This window comes from Xanthomonas massiliensis (assembly GCF_900018785.1).
GTDB lineage: Bacteria > Pseudomonadota > Gammaproteobacteria > Xanthomonadales > Xanthomonadaceae > Xanthomonas_B > Xanthomonas_B massiliensis.
This window is the reverse complement of record NZ_FCOY01000006.1, coordinates 704,293-730,104: the sequence shown is the minus strand read 5'-3', so window position 1 is coordinate 730,104 and position 25,812 is coordinate 704,293. Positions and strand designations below refer to the sequence as shown.

General features: G+C 72.1%; 20 protein-coding genes and 1 pseudogene. 8 read left to right on the top strand and 13 right to left on the bottom strand.

Annotated features, from left to right (window positions below; translation table 11 throughout):
• The first annotated feature begins 62 nt into the window (after positions 1 to 62).
• The 6 genes from BN3794_RS06280 (at position 63) to BN3794_RS06255 (ending at position 5,269) form a co-directional block, all read left to right on the top strand.
• On the top strand, positions 63 to 1,049 hold the full coding sequence (locus BN3794_RS06280) for a PhoH family protein (protein WP_066094932.1): 987 nt from the start codon (positions 63 to 65) through the stop codon (positions 1,047 to 1,049).
• Positions 1,046 to 1,531, top strand: coding sequence for an rRNA maturation RNase YbeY (gene ybeY, locus BN3794_RS06275; protein ID WP_066094929.1), 486 nt, complete (start codon positions 1,046 to 1,048; stop codon positions 1,529 to 1,531). The genes BN3794_RS06280 and ybeY overlap by 4 nt, the downstream gene beginning before the upstream one ends.
• Entirely contained in the window at positions 1,531 to 2,085 is a 555-nt protein-coding gene (locus BN3794_RS06270; RefSeq protein WP_066094926.1) for a hypothetical protein, read from the top strand. The genes ybeY and BN3794_RS06270 overlap by 1 nt, the downstream gene beginning before the upstream one ends.
• Before the next feature lie 85 nt (positions 2,086 to 2,170).
• The gene (locus tag BN3794_RS06265) at positions 2,171 to 3,049 is read left to right on the top strand and encodes a CorC family transporter (RefSeq protein ID WP_066094923.1); all 879 of its coding nucleotides are present in this window, start codon (positions 2,171 to 2,173) and stop codon (positions 3,047 to 3,049) included.
• 1 nt (position 3,050) lies between these two features.
• Positions 3,051 to 4,259 (top strand): lipoprotein N-acyltransferase Lnb domain-containing protein, encoded by a 1,209-nt coding sequence (locus BN3794_RS16825; RefSeq protein WP_147675672.1) that lies wholly within the window; start codon positions 3,051 to 3,053, stop codon positions 4,257 to 4,259.
• Between the two features lie 14 nt (positions 4,260 to 4,273).
• A complete protein-coding gene (locus BN3794_RS06255) occupies positions 4,274 to 5,269 on the top strand; it encodes a magnesium and cobalt transport protein CorA (RefSeq protein WP_066094920.1) in 996 nt (331 codons plus the stop codon).
• Between the two features lie 58 nt (positions 5,270 to 5,327).
• Here the strand turns inward: BN3794_RS06255 and BN3794_RS06250 are convergent, their stop codons facing one another.
• The 7 genes and pseudogenes from BN3794_RS06250 to BN3794_RS06220 form a co-directional block, all read right to left on the bottom strand.
• Complete coding sequence (locus BN3794_RS06250; RefSeq protein WP_066094917.1) at positions 5,328 to 6,695, bottom strand: NAD-dependent succinate-semialdehyde dehydrogenase; 1,368 nt, start codon at positions 6,693 to 6,695, stop codon at positions 5,328 to 5,330.
• Positions 6,696 to 6,759: 64 nt separating this feature from the next.
• Positions 6,760 to 8,310, bottom strand: a complete 1,551-nt coding sequence (locus BN3794_RS06245; RefSeq protein ID WP_066097063.1) for an efflux transporter outer membrane subunit — start codon at positions 8,308 to 8,310, stop codon at positions 6,760 to 6,762.
• A gap of 7 nt (positions 8,311 to 8,317) precedes the next feature.
• Positions 8,318 to 9,895 (bottom strand): MDR family MFS transporter, encoded by a 1,578-nt coding sequence (locus BN3794_RS06240; protein ID WP_066094914.1) that lies wholly within the window; start codon positions 9,893 to 9,895, stop codon positions 8,318 to 8,320.
• On the bottom strand, positions 9,892 to 11,091 hold the full coding sequence (locus tag BN3794_RS06235; RefSeq protein WP_066094911.1) for an HlyD family secretion protein: 1,200 nt from the start codon (positions 11,089 to 11,091) through the stop codon (positions 9,892 to 9,894). Before BN3794_RS06235 ends, BN3794_RS06240 begins: the two co-directional genes overlap by 4 nt.
• Before the next feature lie 130 nt (positions 11,092 to 11,221).
• Positions 11,222 to 12,604 (bottom strand): glutamine synthetase family protein, encoded by a 1,383-nt coding sequence (locus tag BN3794_RS06230; RefSeq protein ID WP_066094908.1) that lies wholly within the window; start codon positions 12,602 to 12,604, stop codon positions 11,222 to 11,224.
• Between the two features lie 7 nt (positions 12,605 to 12,611).
• Positions 12,612 to 13,373 carry a gamma-glutamyl-gamma-aminobutyrate hydrolase family protein gene (locus BN3794_RS06225; protein ID WP_066094905.1) on the bottom strand — a complete coding sequence of 254 codons (762 nt, stop codon included), beginning with the start codon at positions 13,371 to 13,373 and terminating at the stop codon, positions 12,612 to 12,614.
• A 132-nt stretch (positions 13,374 to 13,505) separates the two neighbouring features.
• Positions 13,506 to 14,857 (bottom strand): annotated as a pseudogene (locus tag BN3794_RS06220) (MFS transporter).
• Positions 14,858 to 15,053: 196 nt separating this feature from the next.
• On the opposite strand from BN3794_RS06220, the gene BN3794_RS06215 reads away from it, so the two are divergent.
• Positions 15,054 to 16,292 carry a DUF445 domain-containing protein gene (locus BN3794_RS06215; RefSeq protein ID WP_066094902.1) on the top strand — a complete coding sequence of 413 codons (1,239 nt, stop codon included), beginning with the start codon at positions 15,054 to 15,056 and terminating at the stop codon, positions 16,290 to 16,292.
• A gap of 40 nt (positions 16,293 to 16,332) precedes the next feature.
• On the opposite strand, the gene BN3794_RS06210 is transcribed toward BN3794_RS06215, so the two are convergent.
• The 5 genes from BN3794_RS06210 to BN3794_RS06190 form a co-directional block, all read right to left on the bottom strand.
• Complete coding sequence (locus BN3794_RS06210; RefSeq protein ID WP_078059617.1) at positions 16,333 to 18,297, bottom strand: alpha/beta hydrolase family protein; 1,965 nt, start codon at positions 18,295 to 18,297, stop codon at positions 16,333 to 16,335.
• A gap of 78 nt (positions 18,298 to 18,375) precedes the next feature.
• Positions 18,376 to 19,548 (bottom strand): zinc-binding metallopeptidase family protein, encoded by a 1,173-nt coding sequence (locus tag BN3794_RS06205; RefSeq protein WP_066094898.1) that lies wholly within the window; start codon positions 19,546 to 19,548, stop codon positions 18,376 to 18,378.
• Positions 19,549 to 19,615: 67 nt separating this feature from the next.
• The gene (rlmKL, locus tag BN3794_RS06200; protein WP_066094895.1) at positions 19,616 to 21,775 is read right to left on the bottom strand and encodes a bifunctional 23S rRNA (guanine(2069)-N(7))-methyltransferase RlmK/23S rRNA (guanine(2445)-N(2))-methyltransferase RlmL; all 2,160 of its coding nucleotides are present in this window, start codon (positions 21,773 to 21,775) and stop codon (positions 19,616 to 19,618) included.
• A gap of 121 nt (positions 21,776 to 21,896) precedes the next feature.
• Entirely contained in the window at positions 21,897 to 23,504 is a 1,608-nt protein-coding gene (locus BN3794_RS06195) for an ABC-F family ATP-binding cassette domain-containing protein (protein ID WP_066094892.1), read from the bottom strand.
• A 162-nt stretch (positions 23,505 to 23,666) separates the two neighbouring features.
• Positions 23,667 to 24,194 (bottom strand): alpha/beta hydrolase, encoded by a 528-nt coding sequence (locus BN3794_RS06190; RefSeq protein WP_066094889.1) that lies wholly within the window; start codon positions 24,192 to 24,194, stop codon positions 23,667 to 23,669.
• Between the two features lie 62 nt (positions 24,195 to 24,256).
• Between BN3794_RS06190 and BN3794_RS06185 the strand changes: the two genes are divergently transcribed.
• Positions 24,257 to 24,835 carry an N-acetylmuramoyl-L-alanine amidase gene (locus BN3794_RS06185; protein WP_066094886.1) on the top strand — a complete coding sequence of 193 codons (579 nt, stop codon included), beginning with the start codon at positions 24,257 to 24,259 and terminating at the stop codon, positions 24,833 to 24,835.
• Here the strand turns inward: BN3794_RS06185 and BN3794_RS06180 are convergent.
• Complete coding sequence (locus tag BN3794_RS06180; protein ID WP_066094883.1) at positions 24,817 to 25,746, bottom strand: DUF1684 domain-containing protein; 930 nt, start codon at positions 25,744 to 25,746, stop codon at positions 24,817 to 24,819. The genes BN3794_RS06185 and BN3794_RS06180 overlap by 19 nt on opposite strands.
• Positions 25,747 to 25,812: the final 66 nt, after the last annotated feature.

Below are 25,812 nucleotides of genomic sequence, written 5' to 3'. Positions count from 1 at the left end.
CCCTTGGCTCCTCCTCCGACACCGCACTGGCGGGCGGCCGCGCGGCTGCCCCGCCGCCTTCCATGAGCAAGAGCGAACACCGCGACTTCACCCTCGAGCCCGCCGACACGGCACGCCTGGCCAACCTGGCCGGTCCCTTCGACGAGCACCTGCGCCAGATCGAGCTGCGCCTGGGGGTCGAGATCTCCAACCGCGGCAACGTGTTCCGGGTCAGCGGCCCGGCCGCCGCCGTGGACGCCGCCGAGCGCCTGCTGCATGCGCTCTACGAGGAGGCCGGCGACACCCCCCTGGACAGCCAGGCCATCCACCTGCGCCTGAGCCAGGCCAACGTCGAGCAGGTGGCCGAACGCGCCTACGAGGCGCAGGACGTGGCCATCAAGGTCAAGCGCGGCACCATCCGCGGCCGCGGCGCCAACCAGGCCCAGTACCTGCACCAGATCGCCACCCACGACATCAACTTCGGCATCGGCCCGGCCGGTACCGGCAAGACCTTCCTGGCCGTGGCCAGCGCGGTCGAGGCGCTGAACGAGGCGCGAGTGCAGCGCCTGATCCTGGTGCGCCCGGCGGTGGAGGCCGGCGAGAAGCTCGGCTTCCTGCCCGGCGACCTGAGCCAGAAGGTCGATCCCTACCTGCGCCCGCTGTACGACGCGCTGTACGAGATGCTCGGCGTGGAGAAGGTGGCCAAACTGCTGGAGAAGAACGTCATCGAGATCGCGCCGCTGGCCTACATGCGCGGGCGCACGCTCAACGACGCCTACGTGATCCTGGACGAGGCCCAGAACACCACCATCGAGCAGATGAAGATGTTCCTGACCCGCCTGGGCTTCGGTTCCACCGCGGTGATCACCGGCGACATGACCCAGATCGACCTGCCGCGCCACGTGAAGTCCGGGCTGAAGGACGCCATCGAGGTGCTGCGGGGCGTGGACGGGGTGAGCTTCACCTTCTTCGAGGCCCGCGACGTGGTCCGCCACCCGCTGGTGGCGCGCATCGTCACCGCCTACGACGCGCGCGACGCGCGCATCGCCGATGCAGGAGAAGCCCCATGACCCGCGGTCCCGTCCGTCTCGATGTCGGCGTCAGCTACGCCCTGCCGCGCGCCGGCCTGCCGGCCGCCGCCAGTTTCCGCAAGTGGGTGGCCGCCGCGCTGAAAGGCCGCATCCGCGAGGCCGACCTGGCCATCCGCCTGGTCGATGCCGACGAGGGCCAGGCGCTCAACCGCCACTACCGCGGCAAGGACTACGCCACCAACGTGCTCAGCTTCCCGGCCGAGGTGCCCGAGGGCCTGCCGAAGAACGTCAGGTTCCCGCTGCTCGGCGACCTGGTGATCTGCGCGCCGGTGGTGGCGCGCGAGGCCGCCGAACAGGGCAAGGCGCTGAAGGACCACTACGCCCACCTCACCGTGCACGGCGTGCTGCACCTGCTCGGCTGGGACCACGAGGACGACAAGGAGGCCGAGGCGATGGAACAGCTCGAGCGCGAGATCCTCGCCGACCTGGGCGTGGCCGACCCCTACGCGGGGGAGCGCTGATGCGGCTGCGCACCGCGGCCCGGGTCGTGCTGGGCCTGGGCCTGCCGGGCCTCGCCGCCGCCGCGCCGGGGCCGGACACTCCCGCCCCGGCGACCGCCGCGACCGGCCGCATCGACCTGGCCGCGCTGATCGAATGCCGCGGCCGCGAGGCCGACTTCCGCGCCCTGGCGCCGGTCCTGGCCGACCCGCTCAAGGCGGTGGCGCTGGGGTGGGATCCCCTGCCGCAGCAGAACCTGTTCATGAGCGAATACGCGCTGGCCGCGCCGATCCGCGTGTTCGGCCGGGAGACCTCGCACATTGCCTTCTCCGGGCCCAGCGTGATGGCGGTGCTCGACCTGCCCGACCCGCATCCGCTCGCCCGCGAGCTGGCGCTGGAGCAGGGCGTGGACGGCCCGGACAAGGTCATGTACGGCCGCGAGGTGCTCAGCCAGGACACCACCGACCCGGCCAGCGGCGAGCCGATGATCGAATCGATCGTGCTCAGCGTGTCCAACGTCAAGAGCCATCCCGGCAAGACCCTGGCCGGTTGCAGCTACAGCCTGGACCTGCCCTGACCGTGCCCGGCGCCGGCGCGCCGCGGCCGGGCTGGTAAACTTGCCCGACCGCCCGGCCGGTCCGGGCGATGCCCTCTTTCCCCTGATGTCAGAAGACGACAGTAGCCCCTCTTCCCAGGATCCCCAGGAAAAGCGACGTGGCTGGCTCGAGCGCCTGAGCGCCGCCTTTTCCAACGAGCCGCACAGCCGCGACGAACTGGTCGCGCTGCTGCGCACCGCCCAGCAGGACGGCCTCATCGCCGCCGACACGCTGCGCATGATGGAAGGCGCCATCGCCATCTCCGAGCTCACCGTGGGCGACGTGATGATCTCGCGCTCGCAGATGGTCTCCCTGCCGGCCGAGGCCGACCTGCACGCGCTGATGACCGAGGTGGTGGCCTCCGGCCATTCGCGCTTCCCGGTGCACGGCGAGAACAAGGACGAGATCCTCGGCATCCTGCTGGCCAAGGACCTGCTGCCGGGCATCGTCGCCGGCAAGCCGGCGCGCAACGTGCGCGAGCTGCTGCGCCCGGCGGTGCTGATCCCCGAGTCGAAGAAGCTCAACGTGCTGCTCAAGGAGTTCCGGCTCTCGCGCAACCACATGGCGATCGTGGTGGACGAGTACGGCGGCGTGGCCGGGCTGGTCACCATCGAGGACGTGCTCGAGCAGATCGTCGGCGAGATCGACGACGAGCACGACATCGCCGACGACGATGCGCGCCTGATCGCGGTGCAGTCCGACGGCCAGTACGTGGTCGATGCGCTGACCCCGATCGAGGACTTCGACGAGCGCTTCGGCGCCGACTTCCCCGACGACGAGTACGACACCATCGGCGGCCTGGTCACCGACGCCATCGGCCACCTGCCCGAGACCGGCGAGGAGCTGACCCTGGGCCGCTTCCTGTTCCGCGTCGCCCGCGCCGACTCGCGCCGGGTGCGCGCCTTCCACGTCACCGTGCTGCCGCCGGACGAGGACCAGGACTGACATGCCCGCTCTCCGCTGGCGCCTGGTGCTGGCGCTGCTGTGCGCATGCCTGGCGCCGGCCTTCGCCCGGGCGCAGGCCCAGGTGCCACCCGCCCCGCCCCGCATCGGGGTGATGACCATGCTTCCGGGCGAGGTGTTCTTCGAACGCTTCGGCCACGACGCGCTGGTGGTGGCCGACCCGGCCAGCGGCCTCGCCACGTCCTACAACTTCGGCTTCTTCGACCCGTCCGAGCCCGACTTCGTCGGCAACTTCGCCCGCGGGCGGATGATGTACTACCTGGTCGCCCTGCCGCTGGAGGAGGACCTGTCGCAGTACCGCGAGGCCGGCCGCGGCGTGCAGATCCAGTGGCTGGACCTGCCGCCGGAGCAGGCACGGGCGCTGGCCGCGGCGCTGGCCGAGCACGCCCGGCCGGAGAACGCGCGCTACCACTACGACTACTTCACCGCCAACTGCGCCACCAAGGTGCGCGACATGCTCGATGCGGCCATGGGCGGCGCGCTGCATGCGCAGCTGTCCGGCCCGGCACCGGGACAGACCTACCGCCGCGAGGCGGTGCGCCTGGCCTCGCCGGCGCCGTGGATGTGGATCGGATTCGACCTGGGCCTGGGCCCGTACGCCGATGCCCCGCTGACGCGCTGGCAGGACGGATTCATCCCGATGCGCCTGGCGGCGGACCTGGCCACCGCGACCAACCGCGACGGCCGGCCGCTGGTGCAGGCCACCGAGCAGTGGCTGCCGCAGCGCCTGGCCGCCGAACCGGCGGATCCGGCGCGCGTGCTGTGGCCGTGGGCGCTGGCCGGCCTGGCGCTGGCGGCCGGGATCGCGGCGCTGCGCCGGCGTCCGCGCCTGGTGGCGGCGCTGGCGCTGCCGTTGTGGAGCGTGTGCGCACTGGGCGGCGTGCTGCTGCTGTACCTGTGGGGCTTCACCGCGCACCAGGCCGCCTGGGCTAACCGCAACCTGCTGCTGCTCGATCCGCTGTGCCTGCCGGCGATCGGCGGGGCCATCGCCGTGCTGCGCGGGCGGCGCCCGGGACGCGGGTTCGGATGGCTGCTCGCGGCCATCGCGGTGCTCGCCGCACTGGCGCTGCCGGTGTACTGGCTGTCGCCCCGGCCCCAGGCCAACCTGCCGTGGATCGCGTTGCTGCTGCCGGTGCATGCGGCCCTGGCCTGGGTGCTGCGGCCGCGGCGCTTGCCCGCGCCGGTGCGCTGACCCACCATCGGCCCATGCCCGCGCCCGTCCCGCCCGCCAATCCGCCCAGCGTCGTCACCTGCGCGCACTACGACCCGCAGGGCCGGCGCCAGGACATCGCCTTCGACCAGATCAGCGACTGGCTGCAGCAGGCCGGCTTCGTCTGGCTGGGCCTGTACGAGCCCGACGATGCGGTGCTCGGCGCGCTGCGCGAGGAGCTGGGCCTGCACGAGCTGGCGGTGGAGGACGCGCGCAACGCCCACCAGCGGCCCAAGGTGGAGACCTACGGCCACACCCTGTTCACCGTGGTCCACACCGCCCAGCTGGTGGACGAGCGCATCCGCTACGGCGAGACCCACGCCTTCCTCGGCCCGCGCTTCCTGGTGACGGTGCGCCACGGCGCCTCGCTGTCCTACGCCACCGTGCGCGAGCGCATGGAGCGCGAACCGGCGCGCCTGGCCATGGGGCCGTGCTTCTGCCTGTACGCGATCCTGGACTTCGTCGTCGACAACTACCTGCCGGTGGTGGACGGCTTCCGCGAGACCCTGGAGGCCCTGGAAAAGGACATCTTCGCCGACAGCTACCGCCGCGGTACGGTGATCCGCCTGTACGAGCTCAAGCGCGAACTCAACAAGATGCGCCTGGCGGTGGCGCCGCTGCAGGACGTGCTTTCCCAGCTGCAGCGCAGCACCAACCCGCTGGTGTCGGAGGAAGTGCGGCCATACCTGCGCGACGTCCACGACCACGCCGTGCGCATCAACGATGCCATCGACACGCTGCGCGAGATGCTCGGCACCGCGCTGAGCGTGAACCTGTCGCTGGTCACCCTGGCGCAGGGCGAGACGGTCAAGCGCCTCGGCGCCTGGGCGGCGCTGCTGGCCGCCCCGACCCTGATCACCAGCTGGTACGGCATGAACTTCGCGCACATGCCCGAGCTCGGCGCCCGCTATGCCTACCCGATCCTGATCGGCGTCGTGGCCGCGACCTGCATCGGCCTGTACGCGCTGTTCAAGCGCGTGCGCTGGCTGTAGCCGCGTCCAGGCCCGCGCCGGGGCGCGCGGACGATGCCCGCCCCGCCCGTCCCCCGGCCTAGGCCACGTAGACCGTCTTGGTGTTGGTGAACTCGCGGATGCCCGGCTCGGCCAGCTCGCGGCCGAAGCCGGAGCGCTTGATGCCGCCGAACGGCAGGCGGATGTCGCTCTTGACGATGGCATTGACGAAGGCCGCGCCGCACTGCAGCTGCAGCGCCACCTTCTCCCCGCGCCGCGCATCGCCGCTCCACACGCTGCCGCCCAGGCCGTAGGTCGTGTCGTTGGCCACGCGCACCGCCTCGGCCTCGTCGCGCACGCGGATGACCGCCGCCACCGGGCCGAACAGTTCCTCGTCGTAGGCGGGCATGCCCGGCCCGACCCGGTCCAGGATCGAGGCCGCATAGCCGGCATGGCTGTCCTCCACCGGCGTGCAGCCCAGCAGCGGCAGCGCGCCGTTCTCGATGCTCTCCAGCACCTGGCGGTGCAGGCCGTCGCGCAGGTCGGCACGGGCCATCGGCGCCAGCGTGGTGGCCTCGTCCTCCGGATCGCCATACACGCGCGCCCTGGCCGCGGCGACGAAGCGCTCGACGAAGGCATCGGCCACCGCATCGACCACGATGAAGCGCTTGGCGGCGATGCAGGTCTGGCCGGCGTTGTCGAAGCGCGACTTCACCGCGGCGGCGACCGCGGCCTCCAGGTCCGCGTCCTCCAGCACCACGAAGGCGTCGCTGCCGCCCAGCTCCATCACGCATTTCTTCAGCGCCTTGCCGGCATTGGCGGCCACGGTCGCGCCGGCACGCTCGCTGCCGGTCAGCGTCACCGCGACCACGCGCGGGTCGGCGGTGACCTGCGCGGCCTGCTCGTTGTCGATGTGCAGCACGTCGAACACGCCCTCGGGCACGCCGGCCGCACGCAGCACCCCGGCGATGGCGTCGGCGCAGCGCGGCACGTTGGCCGCGTGCTTGAGCAGGGCGACGTTGCCGGCCATCAGCCCCGGGGCGAGGAAGCGGAACACCTGCCAGATCGGGAAGTTCCACGGCATCAGCGCGAACACGCAGCCCAGCGGCTGGTAGCACACGTAGCTGCCGGCGGCCTCGGTCTCGATCGGCTGCGGCGCCAGGTAGGCGGCGGCGTGGTCGGCGTAGTAGTCGCAGGCCTGGGCGCACTTCTCGATCTCGGCCAGCGCCTCGCGGCGCAGCTTGCCCATCTCGGCGGTCATCACCTGCTGGATGGCGTCGCGGCGCTGGCGCAGTTCGGCCGCGGCCCGCTGCAGGTACACGGCGCGGTCGCCGTAGGACAGCGCGGCCCAGGCCGGGAACGCGGCCGCGGCCGCGGCCAGCTTCGCCTCCACCGCCGCCGCGTCGATCAGGGTGAGGCGGTGTTCGACCTTGCCGCTGTAGGGGTTGACGGTCTCGACGGTGCGCATCGCGGTGGCTCCAGTGTCCGGTTGTCCGATGCGGGAGCCTAGCGCGCGCCAGGTTCAGGCGGTGTCAGGAGCCACCACCGGCCGTGGCCGCCTCGTCCGCCGCCCCATCCGCCGGCACGCCCCAGCCCAGGCCCAGGCTCTTCTGCAGGGCGACGTAGTCCACCAGCAGCTGCAGCTGCGCCTGCGCGGCGCCGTCCTGCGCCGACAGGCGCTGGCGCTGCACGTCCAGGGTATCGATCAGCGACGAGGCGCCGGCGGCATTGCGCTGTTCCATCAGCGCCGCCGCGCGCTCGGCCGAGGCCTGCGCCTGCTGCGCGCTGCCCAGCTGCCGGCGGGCGGCGCCGAAGCGCGACAACGCGCCGTTGGCGTCCTGCAGCGCGGCCAGCACCGCGCCCTGGTAGGCGGCCAGGCGCGCCTGGTTGCCGGCCCGCGCCTGCGCCACCTGGGCGCCGGCGCGGCCGAAGTCGAACACCGACCAGCGCAGCATCGGCGCCACCGCCCAGTTCACCGCGTCCGCCCCCAGGTCGCTGGCCGAGGTGGCGAACATGCCCAGCGAGCCCAGCAGGGTCACCTGCGGGAAATAGGCCGACAGCGCCTCGCCGATCTGCGCCGAGGACGCGGCCAGCTCGCGCTCGGCACGGCGCACGTCCGGGCGCCGCCGGATCAGCGCCGCCGCATCGTCCACCTCCACCCGCTGCGGCAGGGCCGGCAACGGACGATCCTCGGCGAACATGGCATCCAGCGCGCCCGGCTCGCGGCCGATCATCAGCGCCAGCTGGTCCAGCGCCACCTGCGCGTCCGCTTCCAGCTGCGGTACCACCGCCTCCTGCTGGTGCACCTGCGCCACCGCGCGTTCCACCTGCAGGTCCGAGTCGGCGCCGCGCTCGCGCCGCTGCCGGGTCAGCGCCAGGATGCGTTCGGCCCGCTCCAGGTTGTCGCGCGCGATCGCCAGCCGCTCCCGGTTGCCGCGGTAGCCCAGGTAGGCCTGCGCGACCTCGGCGGTGAGCTGCACCTGGGCATCGGCCAAGTCGGCCGCGCTGGCCTCGGCCTTGGCGCGCGCGCCCTCGGCGGCGCGGCGGCGGCGGCCGAACAGGTCCAGTTCCCAGCTGGCGTCGAAGCCGGCGTCGTACAGGTCCATGTCCATGTCCAGCGCCTGGGCGCGCTGGCGGATCGCCTGCGCGGCCTCGGCGCCGGCGCTGCCCTCGATCGCTTCGGCGACCTGGCCGGCGGTATCGCGCACGCTGTCCTTGGCCCAGTCCGGCGCGGTGGCGTGGCCGTAGACCGCGGTGGCGCCGATCGACGGCAGCATCTCCGCACGGCGCTGGCGCACCAGCGCGCGGGCGGCGCGCAGCTGCGCCTCGGCCGCATGCAGGTTGGGGCTGTTGGCCAGGGCCTGGTCGACCAGCCAGTCCAGCTGCGGGTCGTGCAGCTGCGTCCACCAGCGCTGCAGCGGCGGCGCGGCCACCACCGCCTGCGGGTCGGCGCGTACCAGCCGCGGCTGGGCCTGGGCCGATTCGGCCACCTGCGGCCGGACGTAGTCCGGCCCGAGCATGCAGCCGGCCAGGGCCGCCGGCAGTGCGCAGGCCAGGAGGAAACGGGTGCGGGAACGGGACATGGCCATCTCAGTGCATCGCGAGCGAGAGCTCGCCCTTGGGCAGCGGCTTGAGCAGGAACACCAGCGGCAGCGAGGCCACCACGATCATGCCGAAGATCCAGAACAGGTCGTTGTAGGCCATCACCAGCGCCTGCTGCTGCACCACCCGTGCCAGCTCGGCGACCGCGCGCACCGCCGCCTCGCCGCCGGAGGCCGACTGCAGCTGCGCGGTGAGGCCGCGCACCGCTTCCTGCGCCAGCGGCGAGTTGGCGGTGACCGCGCTGCCGATGTTGTCCAGGTGCAGCGCCATGCGCCGCTCCTGGAAGGTGGAGATCAGGGCCAGGCCGATCGAGCCGCCGAGGTTGCGCGCGGCGTTGAACAGGCCGGAGGCGTCGGCCGCATCCTCCGGCGGCACCGAGGAGATCGCCGCCTGGTTCAGCGCCATCAGCGCGAACGCCAGGCCGCAGCCCTGCAGCAGCTGGCCGATGACGAAGTGCCGGCCGACGCTGTCCGCGGTCAGGCTGAGGTTGACGAAGCAGGCCCCGGCGAAGCACAGCATGCCGGTCATGACCATGACCCGCACGTCGATGGTGGACAGCATCTTCGGCGTGAGCGGCATCAGCAGCACCGTCGGCAGGCCGGCCAGCAGCAGCACGTAGCCGGCCTGCTCGGTGTTGTAGCCGGCGATCATCGCCAGGAACTGCGGGATCATGTACATCACCCCGAACAGGATGATGCCGGTCACCAGCACCATCACGAACACCGCGGCGAAGCTGCGGTTGCGCAGCACCGACAGCCGGATCACCGGCTCGCGGCTGGTGACCTGGGCCAGCGCCAGCGCGGCGAAGCCCAGCAGCGACAGCAGGCTCAGGCCGACGATCATCCCCGACTCGAACCAGCGCTCGCGCTGGCCCTCCTCCAGCACCACGGTCAGCGCGCCCAGGCCGGTGCCCAGGCCGAAGATGCCCAGCCAGTCGGCGCGCAGCAGGCCCGGGAGGTTCATCTTCTCGTGGTGCAGGCCGAGCAGCAGCAACAGGATCAGCGCCGCGCACACCGGCACGTTGATGAAGAAGGCGTAGTGCCAGCTCAGGTTCTCGGCCAGCCAGCCGCCGAGCAGCGGGCCGATCACCGGGCCCAGGATCACGGTCATGCCGAACAGCGCGGTGCCCTGGGTCTGCTGCGACGGCGGCAGCCGGGTGGCGACGATGGTCAGCGCGGTGGGGATCATCGCCCCGCCGGTGAAGCCCTGGCCGATGCGGCCGAGGATCATCATCGTCAGCGAGTCCGACAGCCCGCACATCACCGAGAAGCCGGTGAACGAGATCGCGCAGATCAGCAGGAAGTTGCGCAGCCCCAGGGTGCGCACGAACCAGCCGGCCAGCGGGATCATCACGATCTCCGAGACCAGGTAGGCGGTGGAGATCCAGGTGCCCTCGGTGCCGCTGGCGCCGACCTCGCCCTGGATCGTCGGCAGCGCGGCGTTGACGATGGAGATGTCCAGCGTCGCCATGAACGAGCCGATGGTGCCGGCGGCCACCGCCAGCCAGGCCTCGGCCCCGGCCCTGGCCGGCGCGCGGCTACCGGGACTGGCCGCCGTTGCGCTCAACCGCCGCGCTCCGCCGGGGTCGCCGCGGCCGGCGGCTCGTCCTCGAGCGCGCGCTTCTGGTCCCTGGCCGAGCGCGTGTCCACGGTGACCTCCACCGACATGCCCGGCACCAGCACCTTGCGCGCGTTCTCGCCGGCCTGCACGCGGATGCGCACCGGCACCCGCTGCACGACCTTGGTGAAGTTGCCGGTGGCGTTCTCGGCCGGCAGCAGCGCGAACTGCGAGCCGGTGCCCGGCGAGATGCTCTCCACCTGCCCGCGCAGCTTCACGCCCGGCAGGGCATCGACCTTGATCTCCGCCGGCTGGCCCGGGCGCATCAGCCCGACCTGGGTTTCCTTGAAGTTGGCCGCCAGGTACAGCGATTCCACCGGCACCACGGTCATGGTGCGGGTGCCGGCGGAGACGAACTGCCCCACCTGCACGGTCTTGTCGCCGATGCGCCCGTCGATGCGCGCGCTCAGGCGGGTGTCGTCCACCGCGATGCGCGCCTGGTCGGCGTCGGCCTGGGCCTGCCTGAGGCCGGCGCGGGCCTGCTCGAGCTGGGCGCCGGCGGCCTCGATGCCGCTGTCGGCGCCGGCCAGCTGCGCCCGGGCCGCGTCGTACTGGGCCTGGGCCTGCTGCAGGTCGTGCTGCAGGCTCTCCTGGTGCTCGTGGGTGTCGGCCCCGGAAGCGGCCAGCGGCGCGAAGCGCGCCACCTCGGCCCGGGCGAACTTCAGGCTGGCATCGGCGGCGGCGACCTGCGTCTGCGCCTGCACGCGGCTGGACTGGCGCTCCTTCAGCGCTGCCTCGGCGGCGGCGATATCGGACTGGCGCACCGCCACCACGGCCTCGGCCTGGTCCAGCGTGGCGCGATAGGTGCGCTCGTCGATCTGCAGCAGCGGCTGGCCGGCCTTGACCCACTGGTTGTCCTGCACCAGCACCGCGGTCACGTAGCCGTTCACCCGCGGCGCCACCGCCACCGAATCGGCCTGCAGGTAGGCGTTGTTGGTCTCCTGCATGTAGCGCCCGACCAGCAGCCAGTAGGCGAACCACGCCAGCAGCGCGACCAGCACCACCACGCCGATGATCGCCAGCGTCCAGCGCACCCGCGGGTTCTTCAGCGGCGAGGGCCGGTCGCCGTCCTGCTTCGCTGCCGGGTCCTGCTGCGCGTTCGGGCTGCGACCGTCGGTGCGGTCGTGCGGGTCTTGGCTGGCCAATGTCGTCTTCCTGGTGGGGGGAACCGGATCGCGTGGCACGCATGCTGGCGCCGCCGTCGATCCGCGGGTGTGAAGGCATGTTGGCACGGCGCGCGGAACGGTCAAACCCCGCGCGGGCCGCCGCGCCGGTTCAGACGTTCAGCAGCAGGAACTCGCGCTCCCACGAGCTGATCACGCGGAAATAGGTCTCGTACTCCTTGCGCTTGACCGAGATGTAGGCGCGCACGAAGCGCTCGCCGAGGATCTCCTGCAGGTCCGCGCAATGCTCCAGCTTGTCCAGCGCCTCGCGCATCGAGCTGGCCAGGGCGTAGCCGCCGGCCTTGCAGTTGCCCGGGTTGGGCGCGGTCGGCTTGAGCTTGCCGCGGATGCCCAGCAGGCCGCAGGCCAGGGTGGCCGCCATCGCCAGGTAGGGATTGGCGTCCGAGCCGGCGAAACGGCTCTCCACCCGGGTGTTCTCGCGGCTGTCGTAGGGCACCCGCAGGCCGCAGGTGCGGTTGTCGTAGCCCCACTCCACGTTGCTCGGCGAGACCTCGCCGAACATCAGCCGGCGGTAGGAGTTGACGTTGGGGGCGAAGAACGCCATCGACATCGGCACGTACTTCTGCAGCCCGGCCAGGTAGTGGCCGAACAGCCGGGTGGATTCGCCCTGGTGGCGCCCGGCGAAGACGTTGCGCCCGTTCTTCAGGTCCACCAGGCTCTGGTGGATGTGCATCGCGCTGCCCGGCTCGTTCTCCATCGGCTTGGCCAGGAAGGTGGCGTACACGCCGTGGCGCAGCGCCGCCTCGCGCATCGCGCGCTTGAACAGGAACACCTGGTCGGCCAGCGCCATCGCGTCGCCGTGCAGGAAGTTGACCTCCAGCTGCGCCGCGCCGGACTCGTGGATCAGCGTGTCCACGTCCAGGCCCATCGCGTCGCAATAGTCGTACATCAGGTCCAGCACCGGGTCGAACTCGTTGACCGCGTCGATCGAGTACGACTGGCGCGCGGTCTCCGGGCGCCCCGAGCGGCCGGCCGGCGGCAGCAGCGGCAGGTCCGGGTCGGTGTTGCGCTGGACCAGGAAGAACTCCACCTCCGGCGCCACCACCGGCTTCAGGCCCTCGGCGGCGAAGGCGTCGAGCACCCGGCGCAGCACGTTGCGCGGCGCCAGCTCGTGTGGGGTGCCGTCGCGGCGGAAGCAGTCGTGGATCACCTGCGCGGTCGGGTCGGTCGCCCAGGGCACCATGCGCACCGTGTCCGGGTCCGGGCGCAGGCGCATGTCGGCGTCGGCCGGCGAGGTCAGGTCGTCGTAGTCGTCCGGGAACTCGCCGGTGACGGTGGTGGCGAAGATGCCTTCCGGCAGCCGCGTGCCGTAGTCGTGGGAGAACTTGTCGGCCGGGATGATCTTGCCGCGCGCGTGCCCGCTCATGTCGGGCACCAGGCATTCGACCTCGGTGATGTTGCGGTCCTTGAGCCAGCGCCGCAGCGCGTTCTCATCCTGTTGGGGGGCCGGTTCGGTGCGCTTGGCGGAAGACATGGTGGACTCAGCGTTTGTGTCTGTTGGATGCATAGAGACGGCATGCCTGGCCGAAGGCCTGGAAAATGCCGCGATTGAAGGGATCGCCGTGCAGCGCACCCCATTCCGGGTGCCATTGCACGGCCAGCAGGAAGCCCGGGCCGGCGCGGTGGAAGGCCTCGATCAGCCCGTCCGGCGCCACGGCCTCGACCACCAGCCCCGAGGCCAGTTCCTTGACGCCCTGGCCGTGGAGGGAATTGACGCGGTAGCGCGTGGTGCCGGCGATGTCGGCGAGCAGGCCGCCGGGAGCCAGCGCCACCTCGTGTGCCGGGGCGTACTGCACCGCGATCGGCGCGCGCGGATCCTCGCGGTGGTCGAGCATGCCGGGCAGCTCGTGCACGCGCTGGTGCAGGCTGCCGCCCAGGGCGACGTTGACCTCCTGGAAGCCGCGGCAGATGGCCAGCACCGGCAGTCCCATCGCCACCGCCTCGGGGATCAGCTCCAGGGTGCTGGCATCGCGCGCGGGATCGTGCGGGTTGTCTTCCCAGATGTCCTCGTCGCCGTAGTGGTACGGCTCGATGTTGCTCTCCGCACCGGTGAGCAGCAGCCCATCCAGGCGCTGCAGCCACTCGCGCACCGGGATCGGCGGCTTCATCACAGGCAGCAACACCGGCGCCACCCCGGCGGCGTCCACCGCCGCGCGCACGTACTCCTCCCCGGTGGTCAGCCAGGGATGCTGGTCGCGGACGATGCGGTCGGTCGGCAGGCCGACGAGAGGAAAGAGGGACATGGACGTGGGGACTGCTTGCAGGCGCACACGCTAATGCAGCCCCCCGGGCTTTACAACACGGCCGCGCCGGCGCTTCAGCCAATCACCACGCCGTCGTCAGCCGTTCCACACGCCCGCGGTGCTAGGCCCGCATCAGCGCCGCATCCAGCGCCGCGAGGCCGCCAGCGCCAGCACCGTCACCACCGCGGCCGCGGCCAGGTACCAGCCCACCGCCTGCAGGCCATAGCTGCCGGCCAGCTTGGTCGCCACGTACGGCGCCGGCGCCGCACCGATGATGCTGGCCAGGTTGAACGACAGCGAGGCACCGGTGTAGCGCACCTCCACCGGGTACATCTGCGCCAGCAGCGTGCCGCACGGGCCGTAGGTCAGGCCCATGGCGAAGAAGCCCACGCACAGGAACAGCAGCACCCAGCCCGGATGGCCGGCCTGGAACAGGCTGGAGAACACCAGGCCGAACACGAAGATCGCCACGCTGGCCACGATCATCGCCGTGCGCACGTCGCGACGGTCGCCGTACAGCGCCGACACCGGGATGCCGGCGGCGAAGAACAGGATGCCCACCATCTGCATCAGCAGGAAGGACTCCTTGTCGTAGCCCAGCGCGGTGGTGCCGTAGCCCAGCGCGAACACGGTCATCAGGTAGAACAGCACGAAGGTGGCGAACGCACCCAGCGTGCCCAGCAGCAGGGCGCCGCCGTGGTGCGAGACCACCGACCACATCGGCAGGCGCACCCGCGCGTTGGCGTCCAGCGCCTTCTGGAAATCCGGGGTCTCGGTGATCTTCAGCCGCACCCACAGGCCGGTGATCACCAGCGCCGCCGAGGCCAGGAACGGCACCCGCCAGCCCCACAGCAGGAACTGCTCGTCGCTCAGCGCCGCGCCCAGCAGCAGGAAGGTCGCCGCCGAGAGCATGAACCCCAGCGGCGCGCCCAGCTGCGGGAACATGCCGTACCAGGCGCGCTTGCCAGGCGGCGCGTTCTCGGTGGCCAGCAGCACCGCCCCGCCCCACTCCCCGCCCAGGCCCAGGCCCTGGCCGAACCGGCACAGGGCCAGCAGCGCCGCTGCTGGCCCTGTGCCGGTTCGGCCAGGCCCTGGCCGAACCGGCACAGGGCCAGCAGCGCCGGCGCCGCCACGCCGATCTGGGCGTAGGTCGGCAGCACGCCGATGGCCACGGTGGACAGGCCCATGGTCAGCAGCGCCGCCACCAGCGTGGCCTTGCGCCCGATGCGGTCGCCGAAATGGCCGAACAGCGCCGAGCCGAACGGCCGCGCGACGAAGGCCACGGCGAAGGTCGCCAGCGACTGCAGGGTGGCGGCACCGGCATCGCCGGCCGGGAAGAACAGGTGCGGGAACACCAGCACCGCCGCGGTGGCGTAGATGTAGAAATCGAAGAACTCGATGGTGGTGCCGATGAGGCTGGCCGTCAGCACGCGGGCGGGCGAATTGACGGGGCGGGCGACGGCGGCGGCGGCGGAAACACTCATCGTGGACGGAAGCCTGGCGGACAAGGCGACCGATTCTGGCAAAGGATGCGGCCGGCCGCGACGGTTGCGTGGGAAATGATCGGCCTGCGGCCGGCCGCGACGCGCCCGCGGCGGCGCTATGGCACCCTGATCGCTCCTTCCTTTTTCCCGATCCCGGTCCGTGACGCCCGATCCGCGCAGACGTCAGTTGCAACGCATGAAATGGATCGCCCTGGCCCTGCTGGTGCTGATGCTCGCCGGCTTCGTGGCCAGCCACCTGCTCGGCCGCCAGGGCCCGTGGGCCTGGGTCGCCGCGTTCTGCGAGGCCGGCACCGTCGGCGCGCTGGCGGACTGGTTCGCCGTGGTGGCGCTGTTCCGCCGCCCGCTGGGCCTGCCGATCCCGCACACCGCGATCATCCCGCGCAACCGCGACCGCATCGCCGACAGCCTGGCGACGTTCGTGCGCGACCACTTCCTGGAGCCGCAGCTCGTGCTGGCGCGGCTGGAGGCGCTGGACCCGGCTGCGCGCCTGGGCGAATGGCTGGCCCGCCCCGGCCGCTCGCGGCTGCTCGCCGAGATGGCCCGCACCGGCGCGCGCCAGGCGCTGGATTTGCTCGACGAGGACGCCGTGCGCCGCAACATCCAGGCCTTCGTGATCGAGCGCCTGCGCCGCTGGGACGCCGCTGCCACCGCCGGCGACGTGCTCGGCCTGCTCACCGCCGACGGCCGCCACCAGCGCCTGCTGGACGAGGCGCTGCAGCGCCTGGCGCGCCACCTCGACGACGCTGCGGTGAAGGAACGCGTGTCGGCGATGCTGGTGCGCTACGCGCGCCGGGAATGGCCCAAGCTGGTCGGCACGGTGGACTGGGTCAAGCCGGTGGACGGCATCGCCGACGCGCTGGCCGAGCGCATCGCGCACGCGGTGATGGACGAACTCGACCAGGTGCTGTCCGAGCCGGACCACCCGCTGCGCCAGGACTATGCCCGCTGGCTGTCGGCCTACATCGCGCGCCTGCACGAGGATCCGCAGGTCATCGCCCGCATCGAGGCGATCAAGCAGCGCCTGATCGACCAGCCCAGCGTGCAGGAGTACGTGCAGGGCCTGTGGGAACAGATCCGCGCCGCGCTGCGCGCCGACCTGGGCCGCGAGGACGGCGTGCTGGCCACCCAGCTGCAGCACTCGCTGGCGGCGCTGGGCCGTACCCTGGAGCAGGATCCCGCGCTGCGCCAGGCGCTCAACCAGCACCTGCTGGCCGGCGCCGCGCACCTCACCCGGCGCCTGCGCGAAGGCGTGACCGAGCACATCTCGCGCACGGTGAAGTCCTGGGACGAGCGCCAGCTGTCCGACGAACTGGAACTGGGCGTGGGCCGCGACCTGCAGTACATCCGCTACAACGGCACCCTGGTCGGCGGCCTGATCGGCCTGGCCCTGCACGCCATCAGCCTGTGGTTGTAGGCGATCGCGGGTTGCTGCCGGCCGGCGCCGGCACGGCAACTCAGGGTACCGCCGCGCCTCCGCTCGATCCCAGGTTCCGCTGCAGGAAGGCCAGCAGCCGGACATAGAACTCGCGCCGATGCGGCTCGGTATAGAAGCCGTGGCCTTCGGTCGGGTAATACAGCGTCTCCACGGGTACACCGGCCCGCTTCAGGGCCGCTTCCATGCGCCGGGTATGCTGGATCGGCGCGCGCTCGTCCTTGCCTCCGGCGGCGAGGAAGACCGGCACCTTCACCTTGTCGGCGAGATTGACCGGGGAAACCGCCGCCAGTGCATCGCGCGGTCCGAGCCACTCGCGCAGGTAAGCCTCGCCGGTGCCGCGCCGCTGGATGTCGCCGGTGACGTACATCGACGGCAGGTCGTACACCCCCACGTAGCCGGCCGCGCAACGGTACAGCGCCGGTTCGCGCACCACGCCCATCAGTGCGGCGTACCCCCCATAGCTGGCACCGTACAGGCAGATGCGCCCCCGATCGGCGATGCCCTCGCTGATTGCCCAGCGGGTGGCATCGGTGACGTCGTCCTGCATGGCCTGCCCCCACTGGCGCGCGCCGGCGGACTGGAACGCCTGACCGTAGTTGCCCGAGCCGCGGAAATTCACCTGCAGCACCGCATAGCCGGCGCTGGCCAGCAATTGCGCTTCGTCGTCGAAATGCCAGGTGTCGGCGATGCCGAACGGACCGCCGTGCGGCAACACCACCATCGGCAGGTTGTGCCCGTCACTGCCGTGGGGCAACGTCAGGAAGCCACGCAGGGCAACGCCGTCGCGGGCAGTCAGCGAAAAAGGCCGGACCTGGGCCATCCGTGCCGGATCGAACCATTGCTTGCGCCCGACCAGGAACTGGGCCTTCTTGGCCTGGTTGTCGAAAACGTAGAAGTCTCCCGGGCCCGAGCCCGACCAGGTGTTGACCAGCATCAACCGACCGTCGCGGGTCATGGACGTGACCACCACGCCCTGTCCGGGGAAGGCGGCCTCGAGATTTCGGTACAGCCTGGCCTGTGACGAATCCGCGTCGATGAACAACGTGCGCGGCCGGTCGGCCATCACCAGCATGCCCACCGGAACATGCGTACCGGGTTCGTAGAGGATGCGGGCGGGGTCGGCCACGGCATCGCGCAGGACAACCTTGCGGGTGTTGTTGACCGTGTCCCAGGCCACGATCGCATCCGGGCCTTCCGGCTGACCCACTTGCAGGTAGGCGATCCGCCCGTCCGCGGAAAAACCGACGGGATGCTCGAAGTGGCCGTCATCCTTCTCGCTGTTGATGCGGCGCCAGTCCTCTCCTTCGCGGGCCCGGTAGTACAGGACGTTGCCGTTGTCGGCATCGTAACCGTCGGCGAAGCGGATCTGGCCGGCATCGTCCACCGAGAAGCGTGCATTGATCACAGGCGAACGGGCAATCACGCTGCGCCGGCCGGTGGTCACGTCCAGCCGTTCGGCCCGGCTGTAGACGTCCTTCTCGCTGAACGGCCAGACCGAAATCACCACGAAGCGCTCGTCGCCGTGCACCTCGTCCTCCAGGAAGGCGGCCACGTCCTCGGCCTTCTTGACCTGGATGTGCGAGCCGGTGTTGCCGGCCACCCGGTATCCCACCAGCAGGTCGGCGCCACTGCCGTCCGCGCGGATGGTGTACAGCTCGCCATTGGGACGGGGCTGGTCCAGTGCCCCCTGCTTCTCGGCCAGCCCGATCAGCAGGCGGTCGGCACTGACCCAGCTGAAATCGTCCACGTGGCTATTGCTGCCGACGCCGAACGTACCGGTGACCTGGTTGTCTGCGCGGCGGATGATGACCAGCCCGGTACGGTCCTCCAGCGGTACGCTGGCCGCGTAATACTCGCCGGTCGGCGATAGCTTGATCTCGTTGAAACTGTCGTGGCGGATGTACGGATCCACGTCCGGTACCGCCCACGCCCATGGGCACGCCAGGACCAGCAGCAGGCCCCACGTCCTCGCTCTTGCGATCATTCCCTTTCCCCCGTTCCGGGCGTCCGCGCCCGGCCGGATTATCCGGGCGGGCAGTGGCCGGTCACAAGCCCGTCCGGGTCAAACCGTGGGCGACCGCGTCTTTTGCGCCTGCACCACTTCGTGCACGAACTGCAGCTTGGCCACCACCGCCGCCGGCATCACGAACGGGTAGAAGTCGTTGACGCCCATGCTGCGCGAGAGCTCGTTGAGCACGCCGGTCAGGCGCACCCAGTCGTTGATGCATTCCAGGAAATGGGCCGCGTCCGGCGCGTCGGGGTCGTACAGCGCCGGCGCGGTGAAGGGCCGGTATTCCAGCTCGGTGTCGGCCAGCTGCAGGCCATAGGCGTTGGCCGTGGCGATGGTGTCGTCGATGTGCAGGTAGTGCGCCCAGGTCTCGGCCCAGTCCTCCCAGGGATGCATGCTGGCGTAGGCGCTGATGAAGTGCTGCTCCCAGTCCGCCGGCGCGCCCTGGTCGTAGTGCCGCTGCAGCGCCTGCGCGTAGTCGGCGCGCTCGTCGCCGAACAGGCCGCGGAACGGCGCCAGCCAGGGCGTGCCGGCCACCAGCAGGTCCCAGTAGTAGTGCCCGATCTCGTGGCGCAGGTGGCCCAGCAGCGTGCGGTACGGCTCGTGCATGGCGGCGCGGGCCTTCTCGCGCACGGCATCATCGGCCTCGGCGACGTTCAGGGTGATCACGCCGTCGGCGTGGCCGGTGAGCACCCGCGGCTGCCCCGGTACGTCGGCCAGGAAATCGAACACCACGCCGTGCGCGGGATCCTCGTCCAGGCGCGAGCGGAACGGCAGGCCCATCGCCAGCAGCGCCGATACCAGGCGGCGCTTGGCCAGCTCGATCCGGCCCCACTGCGCGGCCCGAGCCGGGTCGGACAGGTCGGGGATGGTGCGGTTGACCGCGCAGGCCACGCACAGCCGGCGCGCCACCAGCGGCTGGCCGTCGGGGCCCTTCGGCATCAGCTCCGGCGCCTGCGGCAGCAGCCAGTTGCATGCCGCGGCGGTATCCAGGTTGGCGCAGCGCCGGTAGGCGCGGCCCGGGTTGTCGCCGGTGGCCGCGCGCCACGTCCCGTCCTGCTGCGGATCGACGACCACCACCTCGCCGGCCACCGGATCGAAGCCCAGTTCGCTGCCGCAATTGAGGCAGCGGCTGTTGCGGAAGAACACCGGGCGCCCGCAGCGGCACACGAAGCTGCGCTTCAGGGCCGGCTCCAGGCCGGGGATGGGGGCGTGCTGGCAGGTCATGGACAGGAGCCGTGGTGATGATGCCCGGCATTGTCCGGCCCGCCGCGTGGGCGGCGGGCGAAGAAGCTCAGCGCGCCTGCAGCCGCCAGGCGCGATGGATGCGCGGGTTGCGCTCGAAGTCCGGGTCGAGGGTCCGCGGGCTGATCTCCTCGCAGCGGGCGAATCCGGCCACGCCGTCCTCGTCCAGGCGGAAGCGGCGGAAGTTATTGGAGAAGTACAGCACGCCGCCGGGCGCCAGGCGCGCCACCGCCGCGCGCAGCAGGCGCAGGTGCTCGCGCTGCACGTCGAAATCCTCGGCGCGGGCCGAGTTGGAGAACGTCGGCGGGTCGCAGAAGATCACGTCGAAGCGTTCGCGCTCGGCCTCCAGCCAGCGCAGCGCGTCGGCCTGTACCAGTTGGTGCGCCTGCCCGCCCAGCCCGTTGAGCGCGAGGTTGCGCGCGCACCATTCCAGGTAGGTGGCCGACAGGTCCACGCTGGTGGTCCGCGCCGCGCCGGCCACCGCCGCCTCGACGCTGGCCGCGCCGGTGTAGCAGAACAGGTTGAGGAAGCGCTTGCCCACGGCCTCGCGCGCCATCCGCGCGCGCAGCGGGCGATGGTCGAGGAACAGGCCGGTATCGAGGTAGTCGAACAGGTTCACCTGCAGCCGCGCGCCGTGCTCGCGCACGACGATGAATTCCTCGCGCTGCTGGAAACGGCCGTACTTGCTGCCGCCCTTGCCGCGCGAGCGCGCCTTGACCGCCACCCGCTCGGCCGGCACCGCGAACACCTCGCGCGCGGCGGCCAGCAGGTCGCCGAGGCGGCGCCGCGCCGCGTCCTGGTCGATGCTCGCCGGCGCGGCGTATTCCTGCACGTGCAGGAAGGTGCGCGCGGCACCGCCGTCCTCGAGGTACACGTCGATGGCCGCGGCGTATTCGGGCAGGTCGGCGTCGTAGGCGCGGAAGCAGGTGACGGCCTCGCGCTCGCGCCACTTCTTCAGTTTCTGCAGGTTCTTGCGCAGGCGGTTGGCGACCATCTGCGCGCCCTCGCCCAGCGCGCGCGGCGCGGCCGGCTCGCGCGCCGGCGGCGCGACCGGGTCGCAGACGATCAAGGCGCATTCCAGCGCGCCGTTGAACATGCGGTACTTCCTGGTCGCACGCAGGCCAGTGGCGTAGGCGAGCTCGTCGTCGCCGCACAGCAGGCTGGCGCGCCAGGCCGGCACGGCGCGGCGCAGGGCGTCGCCGAGCGTGCGGTACAGCGCGGGATCGGCGGCCAGGCGCGCGTCGTAGGGCGGATTACAGACCACGCTGCCGGTGGCCACCCCGGCCGGCGCCTGCAGCGTGGCCACGTCGCGGCATTGCAGCTGCAGCGCGGCGGCCACGCCCGCCGCCTCGGCGTTGGCACGGGCGCCGTCCAGCGCGGCCGCGTCGATGTCGCTGCCGAAGAACACCGGCCTCAGTGCCGCCAGCCCGGCTTCGGCACGCGCCTGCGCCTCGGCCAGCAACGCATCCCAGCCCGGCAGGTCGAAGCCCTTCCAGCGCGTCGGCACCAGGGCGGGCCGGGCGCCTGCGGCGGGATCCGCATGGCGCAGGCCCGGGGCGACCGCGGCCGCCATCAGCGCGCCTTCGATCAGCAGCGTGCCGCTGCCGCACATCGGGTCGAGCAGGCCGCCGCCGTCGGCATAGCGCTGCGGCCAGCCGGCACGCATCAGCACCGCCGCGGCCAGGTTCTCCTTCAGCGGCGCCTCGTGCGCGGCCGCACGCCAGCCGCGCTTGTGCAGCGAGCCGCCGCCCAGGTCTACCGACAGGGTGGCGCGGCCCTTGCGCAGCGACAGGTTCAGGCGCAGGTCCGGGTGCTCCACGTCCACCGACGGGCGCTCGAATCCCTCGGCGCGCATGCGGTCCACCACCGCGTCCTTGATCCGCTGGGCGGCGAAGCGGGCGTGGGTGATGCCCTCGCCGGACACGTGAGCGTCCACCGCGAGCGAATCGCCCTCGGCCAGGTGCTCCGGCCACGGCAGCGCGTTCACGCCGGCGTACAGGGCGGCCTCGTCCGGGCAGTCGAACGTGGCCAGCGGCCACAGCGCGCGGCTGGCCAGGCGCGACCACAGCACCACGCGCTGGGCGTCACGCAGCTCGCCGTCGGCGTTGACGCCGGCGACGGTGGCGGTGGCATGCGCCACGCCGAGCGCGAGCAGCTCGTCGGCCAGCAGGTATTCCAGGCCCTTGGCGCAGGAGACGAAGAACTTCATGGGCTATCCGGGCAGGCGCCGCCTGGGGGGAACGGCGGGCGCATCAGGGCGGTGCGGCGGACGGGACGCCGCGCGGGGGCGCCATGTTCGGCCATCGCGCCGGGCTTTGCCAGTACGGGCCTCACCACGGCGCCAGCCGCGGCGCGTCGGCGTCCAGGTCCAGCCGATGGGTGGGATGCAGGCGCTGCAGCAGCATATCGTCGTGGCAGACCACCACCAGCGCGCCCGGATAGCCGTCCAGCATCGTTTCCAGCGCCTGCCGCGACGGCAGGTCGAGATGGTTGAACGGCTCGTCGAGCAGCAGCAGTTCCGCCGGCGCGCGCGCATGCACCGCGCAGGCGAGCGCCAGCTTCAGCCGCTCGCCGCCGCTGAGCGCGGCCGCCGGTACCCGCAGCGCCTCGCGCGGCAGGCCGAGCTGGGTCAGGCGCAGGTGGCGCTCGGACTCGGCCAGGCCGGGATGGGCGGCGGCAAGCAGCTCCAGCGCGGTGCGGCCGCCGTCGAGGTCGGCGAGGCGCTGGTCCAGCCAGGCGCGGGCGCCGATGCGGGTGCACGTCCCGGCCACCGGCGCCAGGTGGCCGGCCAGCACCTTGAGCAGGGTGGACTTGCCGCTGCCGTTGCGGCCGGTGACGGCGATGCGCTGGCCCGGCGCGACGACCAGGTCGAAGGCGTGGCCGGCGTGCGGGCCGAACGGCAGCTGCACGCCCTCGAGCACGGCCACCCGCCGCCGCGCCGCGGGCAGCGGCGGCCACAGCACCACCGGGATCTCGGGCAGCACCTGCGCGGCCGCCTCGCGCACTGCGGCGCGCTGCACCTCCACGGCGGCGTCCAGCCGGCGCTGGCGGGCGCCGGCCGACACCTCGCTGCGCGCCTTCGCCAGCCCGAGCAGGATCGGCGCCTGGTTGGCATGCCGGGCATCGCGGCGCGCACCGGCCTGGCGCTGCTGCGCCCGTTCCAGCGCCTGCCGTCGCTCGCGCTCGCCCTGCCGCGCTTCGTGCCTGCGTCGTGCCAGGGCTTCGCGCGCGAGGGCATCGGCCTGCGCGGCGGCTTCGGCGTGCGCGGCATGGCCGCCGCCGGTGATGCGGATGCCGCGCGGGGTGAGCTCGACGATGCGTGCCATGTCCTCGAGCAGCGCGCGGTCGTGGCTGACCAGCAGCAGGCCGCCGCGCCACTGCGACAGGCGCTCGCGCAGGGCGTCGCGGCCGGCGCGGTCGAGGTGGTTGCTGGGCTCGTCGAGGATCAGGAAATCGGCCTCGGCCAGCCAGGCGCCGGCCAGCGCCACCCGCATCGCCTCGCCGCCGCTCAGGGCGGCGACCGGATGCTCCGGCGGCCACGCCGGCAATCCGTGTTCGCGCAAGGTGCGTGCGAACTCGCCGCGCAGGTCCCAGCGCTCGCCGACGCGGGCGAAATCGTCCGGCTCGCAGCCACCGGCCTCGATCCGCGCCAGCGCCGCGAGCGTGGTGCCGATGTCGGCCAGGTCGGCCAGGGTGCTGCCGGCCGCCACCGCGACCTGCTGCGACAGGTAGTGCACGCGGCCACGGCGCCGGCAACTGCCGCGCGTGGGCGCCAGTTCGCCGGCGAGGATGCGCGCCAGCACGCTCTTGCCGACGCCGCTGCGGCCGACCAGGCCGGTCGGCTGCGCGTCGAGGTGGAGATCGATCTCGGGGAACAGCCACCTGCCCTCGGGCAGGCGATGGGCGACGCGTTCGAGCGTCAGCGACGGAGCGTGCATGCGGGCCTCCTGATGCCATGACGGGACGCGATCCGGCGGGCGGATCGGTTCGACAGGCCGTCGAGCGACGGCGGGCATCAGTGGCGCATCGGCGTGGACACTCCTGAAAGTGGCGAACAGTCTACCGCGGCGATCGGCAACCTGCGCTTGACGGCGCGCGATCTACAGCGATTCCAGCAGTTCGCCGAAGGCGCGGGCACAGGCCTCGACATGATCGGCGAGCCGGTGCGTGTCCTTGAGCAGCAGCAGGCGGTCGCCGCGCGCGCGCGCCCAGTCGATCACGCCCTGCACCGGGATCAGTTCGTCGTCCCAGGCGTGCACCACCGAGGTCGGGACCGCCGCTGCGTCCAGCGCCGGCATCGGCCCCATCGCGGTCGGCGGCACCATCAGGAACAGGCCGCGCACCGGCACGTCCAGCGACACCCGCGCGGAGATGTAGGCCCCCAGGCTGGAACCGGCCAGCACCACCGGCCCGCGCGCGGCGGCGTCGCGTGCGATGCCGAGCAGGCGCTGCAACCGCGCCGGCACGTCGCCCACCGCGCTGACCTCGCCGCGCGCGTCCAGGTCGGTGTAGTCGGGACGCTCCTGGGTCCAGCCGAGGGCCTCGGCCACCGTCGCCAGCGCGGTCACCTTGGTCGCTTCCGGCCCGCTCTCGAAACCGTGGGACAGGATGCAGTGGCCGCGACTCATCGGGGATCTCCGGAACGCGATGCACGCGCCGCGTGCGGGGGCGCAGATGCTAGCATCCGCGCATGCCCGCCGCGCCACCGATCCGCCTGGAACCCCTGCCCTACGAACCGCACCTGGCCCGGCGCGACCCGGCGCTGGTCGACCTGGTGGTGATCCACTGCACCGAGCTGCCCGACCTGGCCACCGCGCGCGAGTACGGCGAGCGCGTGCTCTACGGCGACGGGACCGGCAACAGCGGCCACTGGTACATCGACCGCGACGGCAGCATCCACCAGTACGTTGCGCCCGAGCACATCGCCCACCACGTGCGCGGCTACAACCCGCGGTCGGTGGGCATCGAACTGGTCAACCGCGGGCGCTTCCCGGACTGGTTCGATTCGCGCCACCAGGCAATGGAAGAGCCCTACGCCCAGGCCCAGATCGATGCCCTGCTGGCCTTGCTGTGCTGGCTGCCGGCGCGCCTGCCCAACCTGCGCCACATCGCCGGGCACGAGGCCCTGGACACCGCGCGGGTGGCGGCCAGCGACGATCCCGCGCGCGAAGTGGCGCGCAAGCGCGATCCCGGCCCGCTGTTCCCCTGGCCGCGCGTGCTGGCCGGGGCGCCGCTGCGCCCGCTGCCGGCTCAGTGCGACGGCAGGTAGTTCTTCTCGCCGGCCGTCACTGCCAGGTCCAGCCGGTTCCCCGGCGGCGCCAGCGGGCAGACCACGTAGGGACTGATCGCGCAGGGCGGGTTGACGGTGCGGTTGAAGTCCAGCACCACCTTGCCCCCGCGCGGCAGCTCGCTGCGCAGGTAGCGCGCACCGCCGAAGGTCTCCGTGCCGCTGGTGCGGTCGGTGAACAGGAAGAACAGGTGATGCCCGTCCTCGTCGAGCACGGGCTGCAGGCGGAAGGTCTGGCCCTCGCGCACGAATACGGCTTCGCCGGGCACTTCCACGGCCTGCGGCGTGGCCACCGAGGTCAGCAGCGTCAGCGGGCGCGCCGGGGTGAAGGGATGCCAGTCGGCCTCGATGCGCCAGTCCGGATCCACCTCGAAATGGGCGATGCCCTTGAACCCGCGGCGCGCCGGCGAATCCGGATCGCGCACGCGCCAGCCGAAGCTGCTGGGACCGAGCCGCACCACGTAGAACTGCACCTGCCCCCACTCCACCCCATGGCTGCGCAGGTGGTCGGGTTGCCATTCCAGTTCGCCCCGCTCGAATGCGGTCCCGTCCACCTTCACCGGGGCCTGCGCCACCAGCCCCAGCCGGCCGTCGGCCTGCAGGGTGAGCACGCCCAGGTGATCGGGACCGGCGGGCAGCACCACGTCGTTGTCAGGATCGCGGCCGATGCGGTAGCGGCCCGGGCGCAACCGGCCGGCACCGACGTAGCTCAGCCAGCCTTCGGGCGCGCGCAGGCGCTCCATCCGCGCCCGGCGCCACTGCGCGATCTCGCGGGCATAGGCCAGGCGCCCGTCGCGGTCGCCGCTGCCGTCCTCGCTCAACGAAGCCCCCGAACACGCGGCCAGCCCCGAGGCCAGCCCCAGCGCGCACAGGCACAGCCAGAAATTCCGCATGCACACCTCTTGCCCTACGCACATGCGATCCCTGCAGGCGATTCGGTCCTCTCCCATGGCCGAGGC

Bases quoted from the DNA above. Each gene is read 5' to 3' on its own strand.
- BN3794_RS06225 (WP_066094905.1), bottom strand. From the start codon at position 13,373: ATGTCCCTCTTTCCTCTCGTCGGCCTGCCGACCGACCGCATCGTCCGC.
- BN3794_RS06255 (WP_066094920.1), top strand. From the start codon at position 4,274: ATGCCCGCGCCCGTCCCGCCCGCCAATCCGCCCAGCGTCGTCACCTGC.
- BN3794_RS06180 (WP_066094883.1), bottom strand. From the start codon at position 25,746: ATGCGGAATTTCTGGCTGTGCCTGTGCGCGCTGGGGCTGGCCTCGGGG.
- ybeY (WP_066094929.1), top strand. From the start codon at position 1,046: ATGACCCGCGGTCCCGTCCGTCTCGATGTCGGCGTCAGCTACGCCCTG.
- BN3794_RS06245 (WP_066097063.1), bottom strand. From the start codon at position 8,310: ATGTCCCGTTCCCGCACCCGTTTCCTCCTGGCCTGCGCACTGCCGGCG.
- BN3794_RS06205 (WP_066094898.1), bottom strand. From the start codon at position 19,548: ATGACCTGCCAGCACGCCCCCATCCCCGGCCTGGAGCCGGCCCTGAAG.
- BN3794_RS06250 (WP_066094917.1), bottom strand. From the start codon at position 6,695: ATGCGCACCGTCGAGACCGTCAACCCCTACAGCGGCAAGGTCGAACAC.
- BN3794_RS06195 (WP_066094892.1), bottom strand. From the start codon at position 23,504: ATGCACGCTCCGTCGCTGACGCTCGAACGCGTCGCCCATCGCCTGCCC.
- BN3794_RS06230 (WP_066094908.1), bottom strand. From the start codon at position 12,604: ATGTCTTCCGCCAAGCGCACCGAACCGGCCCCCCAACAGGATGAGAAC.
- rlmKL (WP_066094895.1), bottom strand. From the start codon at position 21,775: ATGAAGTTCTTCGTCTCCTGCGCCAAGGGCCTGGAATACCTGCTGGCC.
- BN3794_RS06265 (WP_066094923.1), top strand. From the start codon at position 2,171: ATGTCAGAAGACGACAGTAGCCCCTCTTCCCAGGATCCCCAGGAAAAG.
- BN3794_RS06280 (WP_066094932.1), top strand. From the start codon at position 63: ATGAGCAAGAGCGAACACCGCGACTTCACCCTCGAGCCCGCCGACACG.
- BN3794_RS06215 (WP_066094902.1), top strand. From the start codon at position 15,054: ATGAAATGGATCGCCCTGGCCCTGCTGGTGCTGATGCTCGCCGGCTTC.
- BN3794_RS16825 (WP_147675672.1), top strand. From the start codon at position 3,051: ATGCCCGCTCTCCGCTGGCGCCTGGTGCTGGCGCTGCTGTGCGCATGC.
- BN3794_RS06270 (WP_066094926.1), top strand. From the start codon at position 1,531: ATGCGGCTGCGCACCGCGGCCCGGGTCGTGCTGGGCCTGGGCCTGCCG.
- BN3794_RS06210 (WP_078059617.1), bottom strand. From the start codon at position 18,297: ATGATCGCAAGAGCGAGGACGTGGGGCCTGCTGCTGGTCCTGGCGTGC.
- BN3794_RS06190 (WP_066094889.1), bottom strand. From the start codon at position 24,194: ATGAGTCGCGGCCACTGCATCCTGTCCCACGGTTTCGAGAGCGGGCCG.
- BN3794_RS06185 (WP_066094886.1), top strand. From the start codon at position 24,257: ATGCCCGCCGCGCCACCGATCCGCCTGGAACCCCTGCCCTACGAACCG.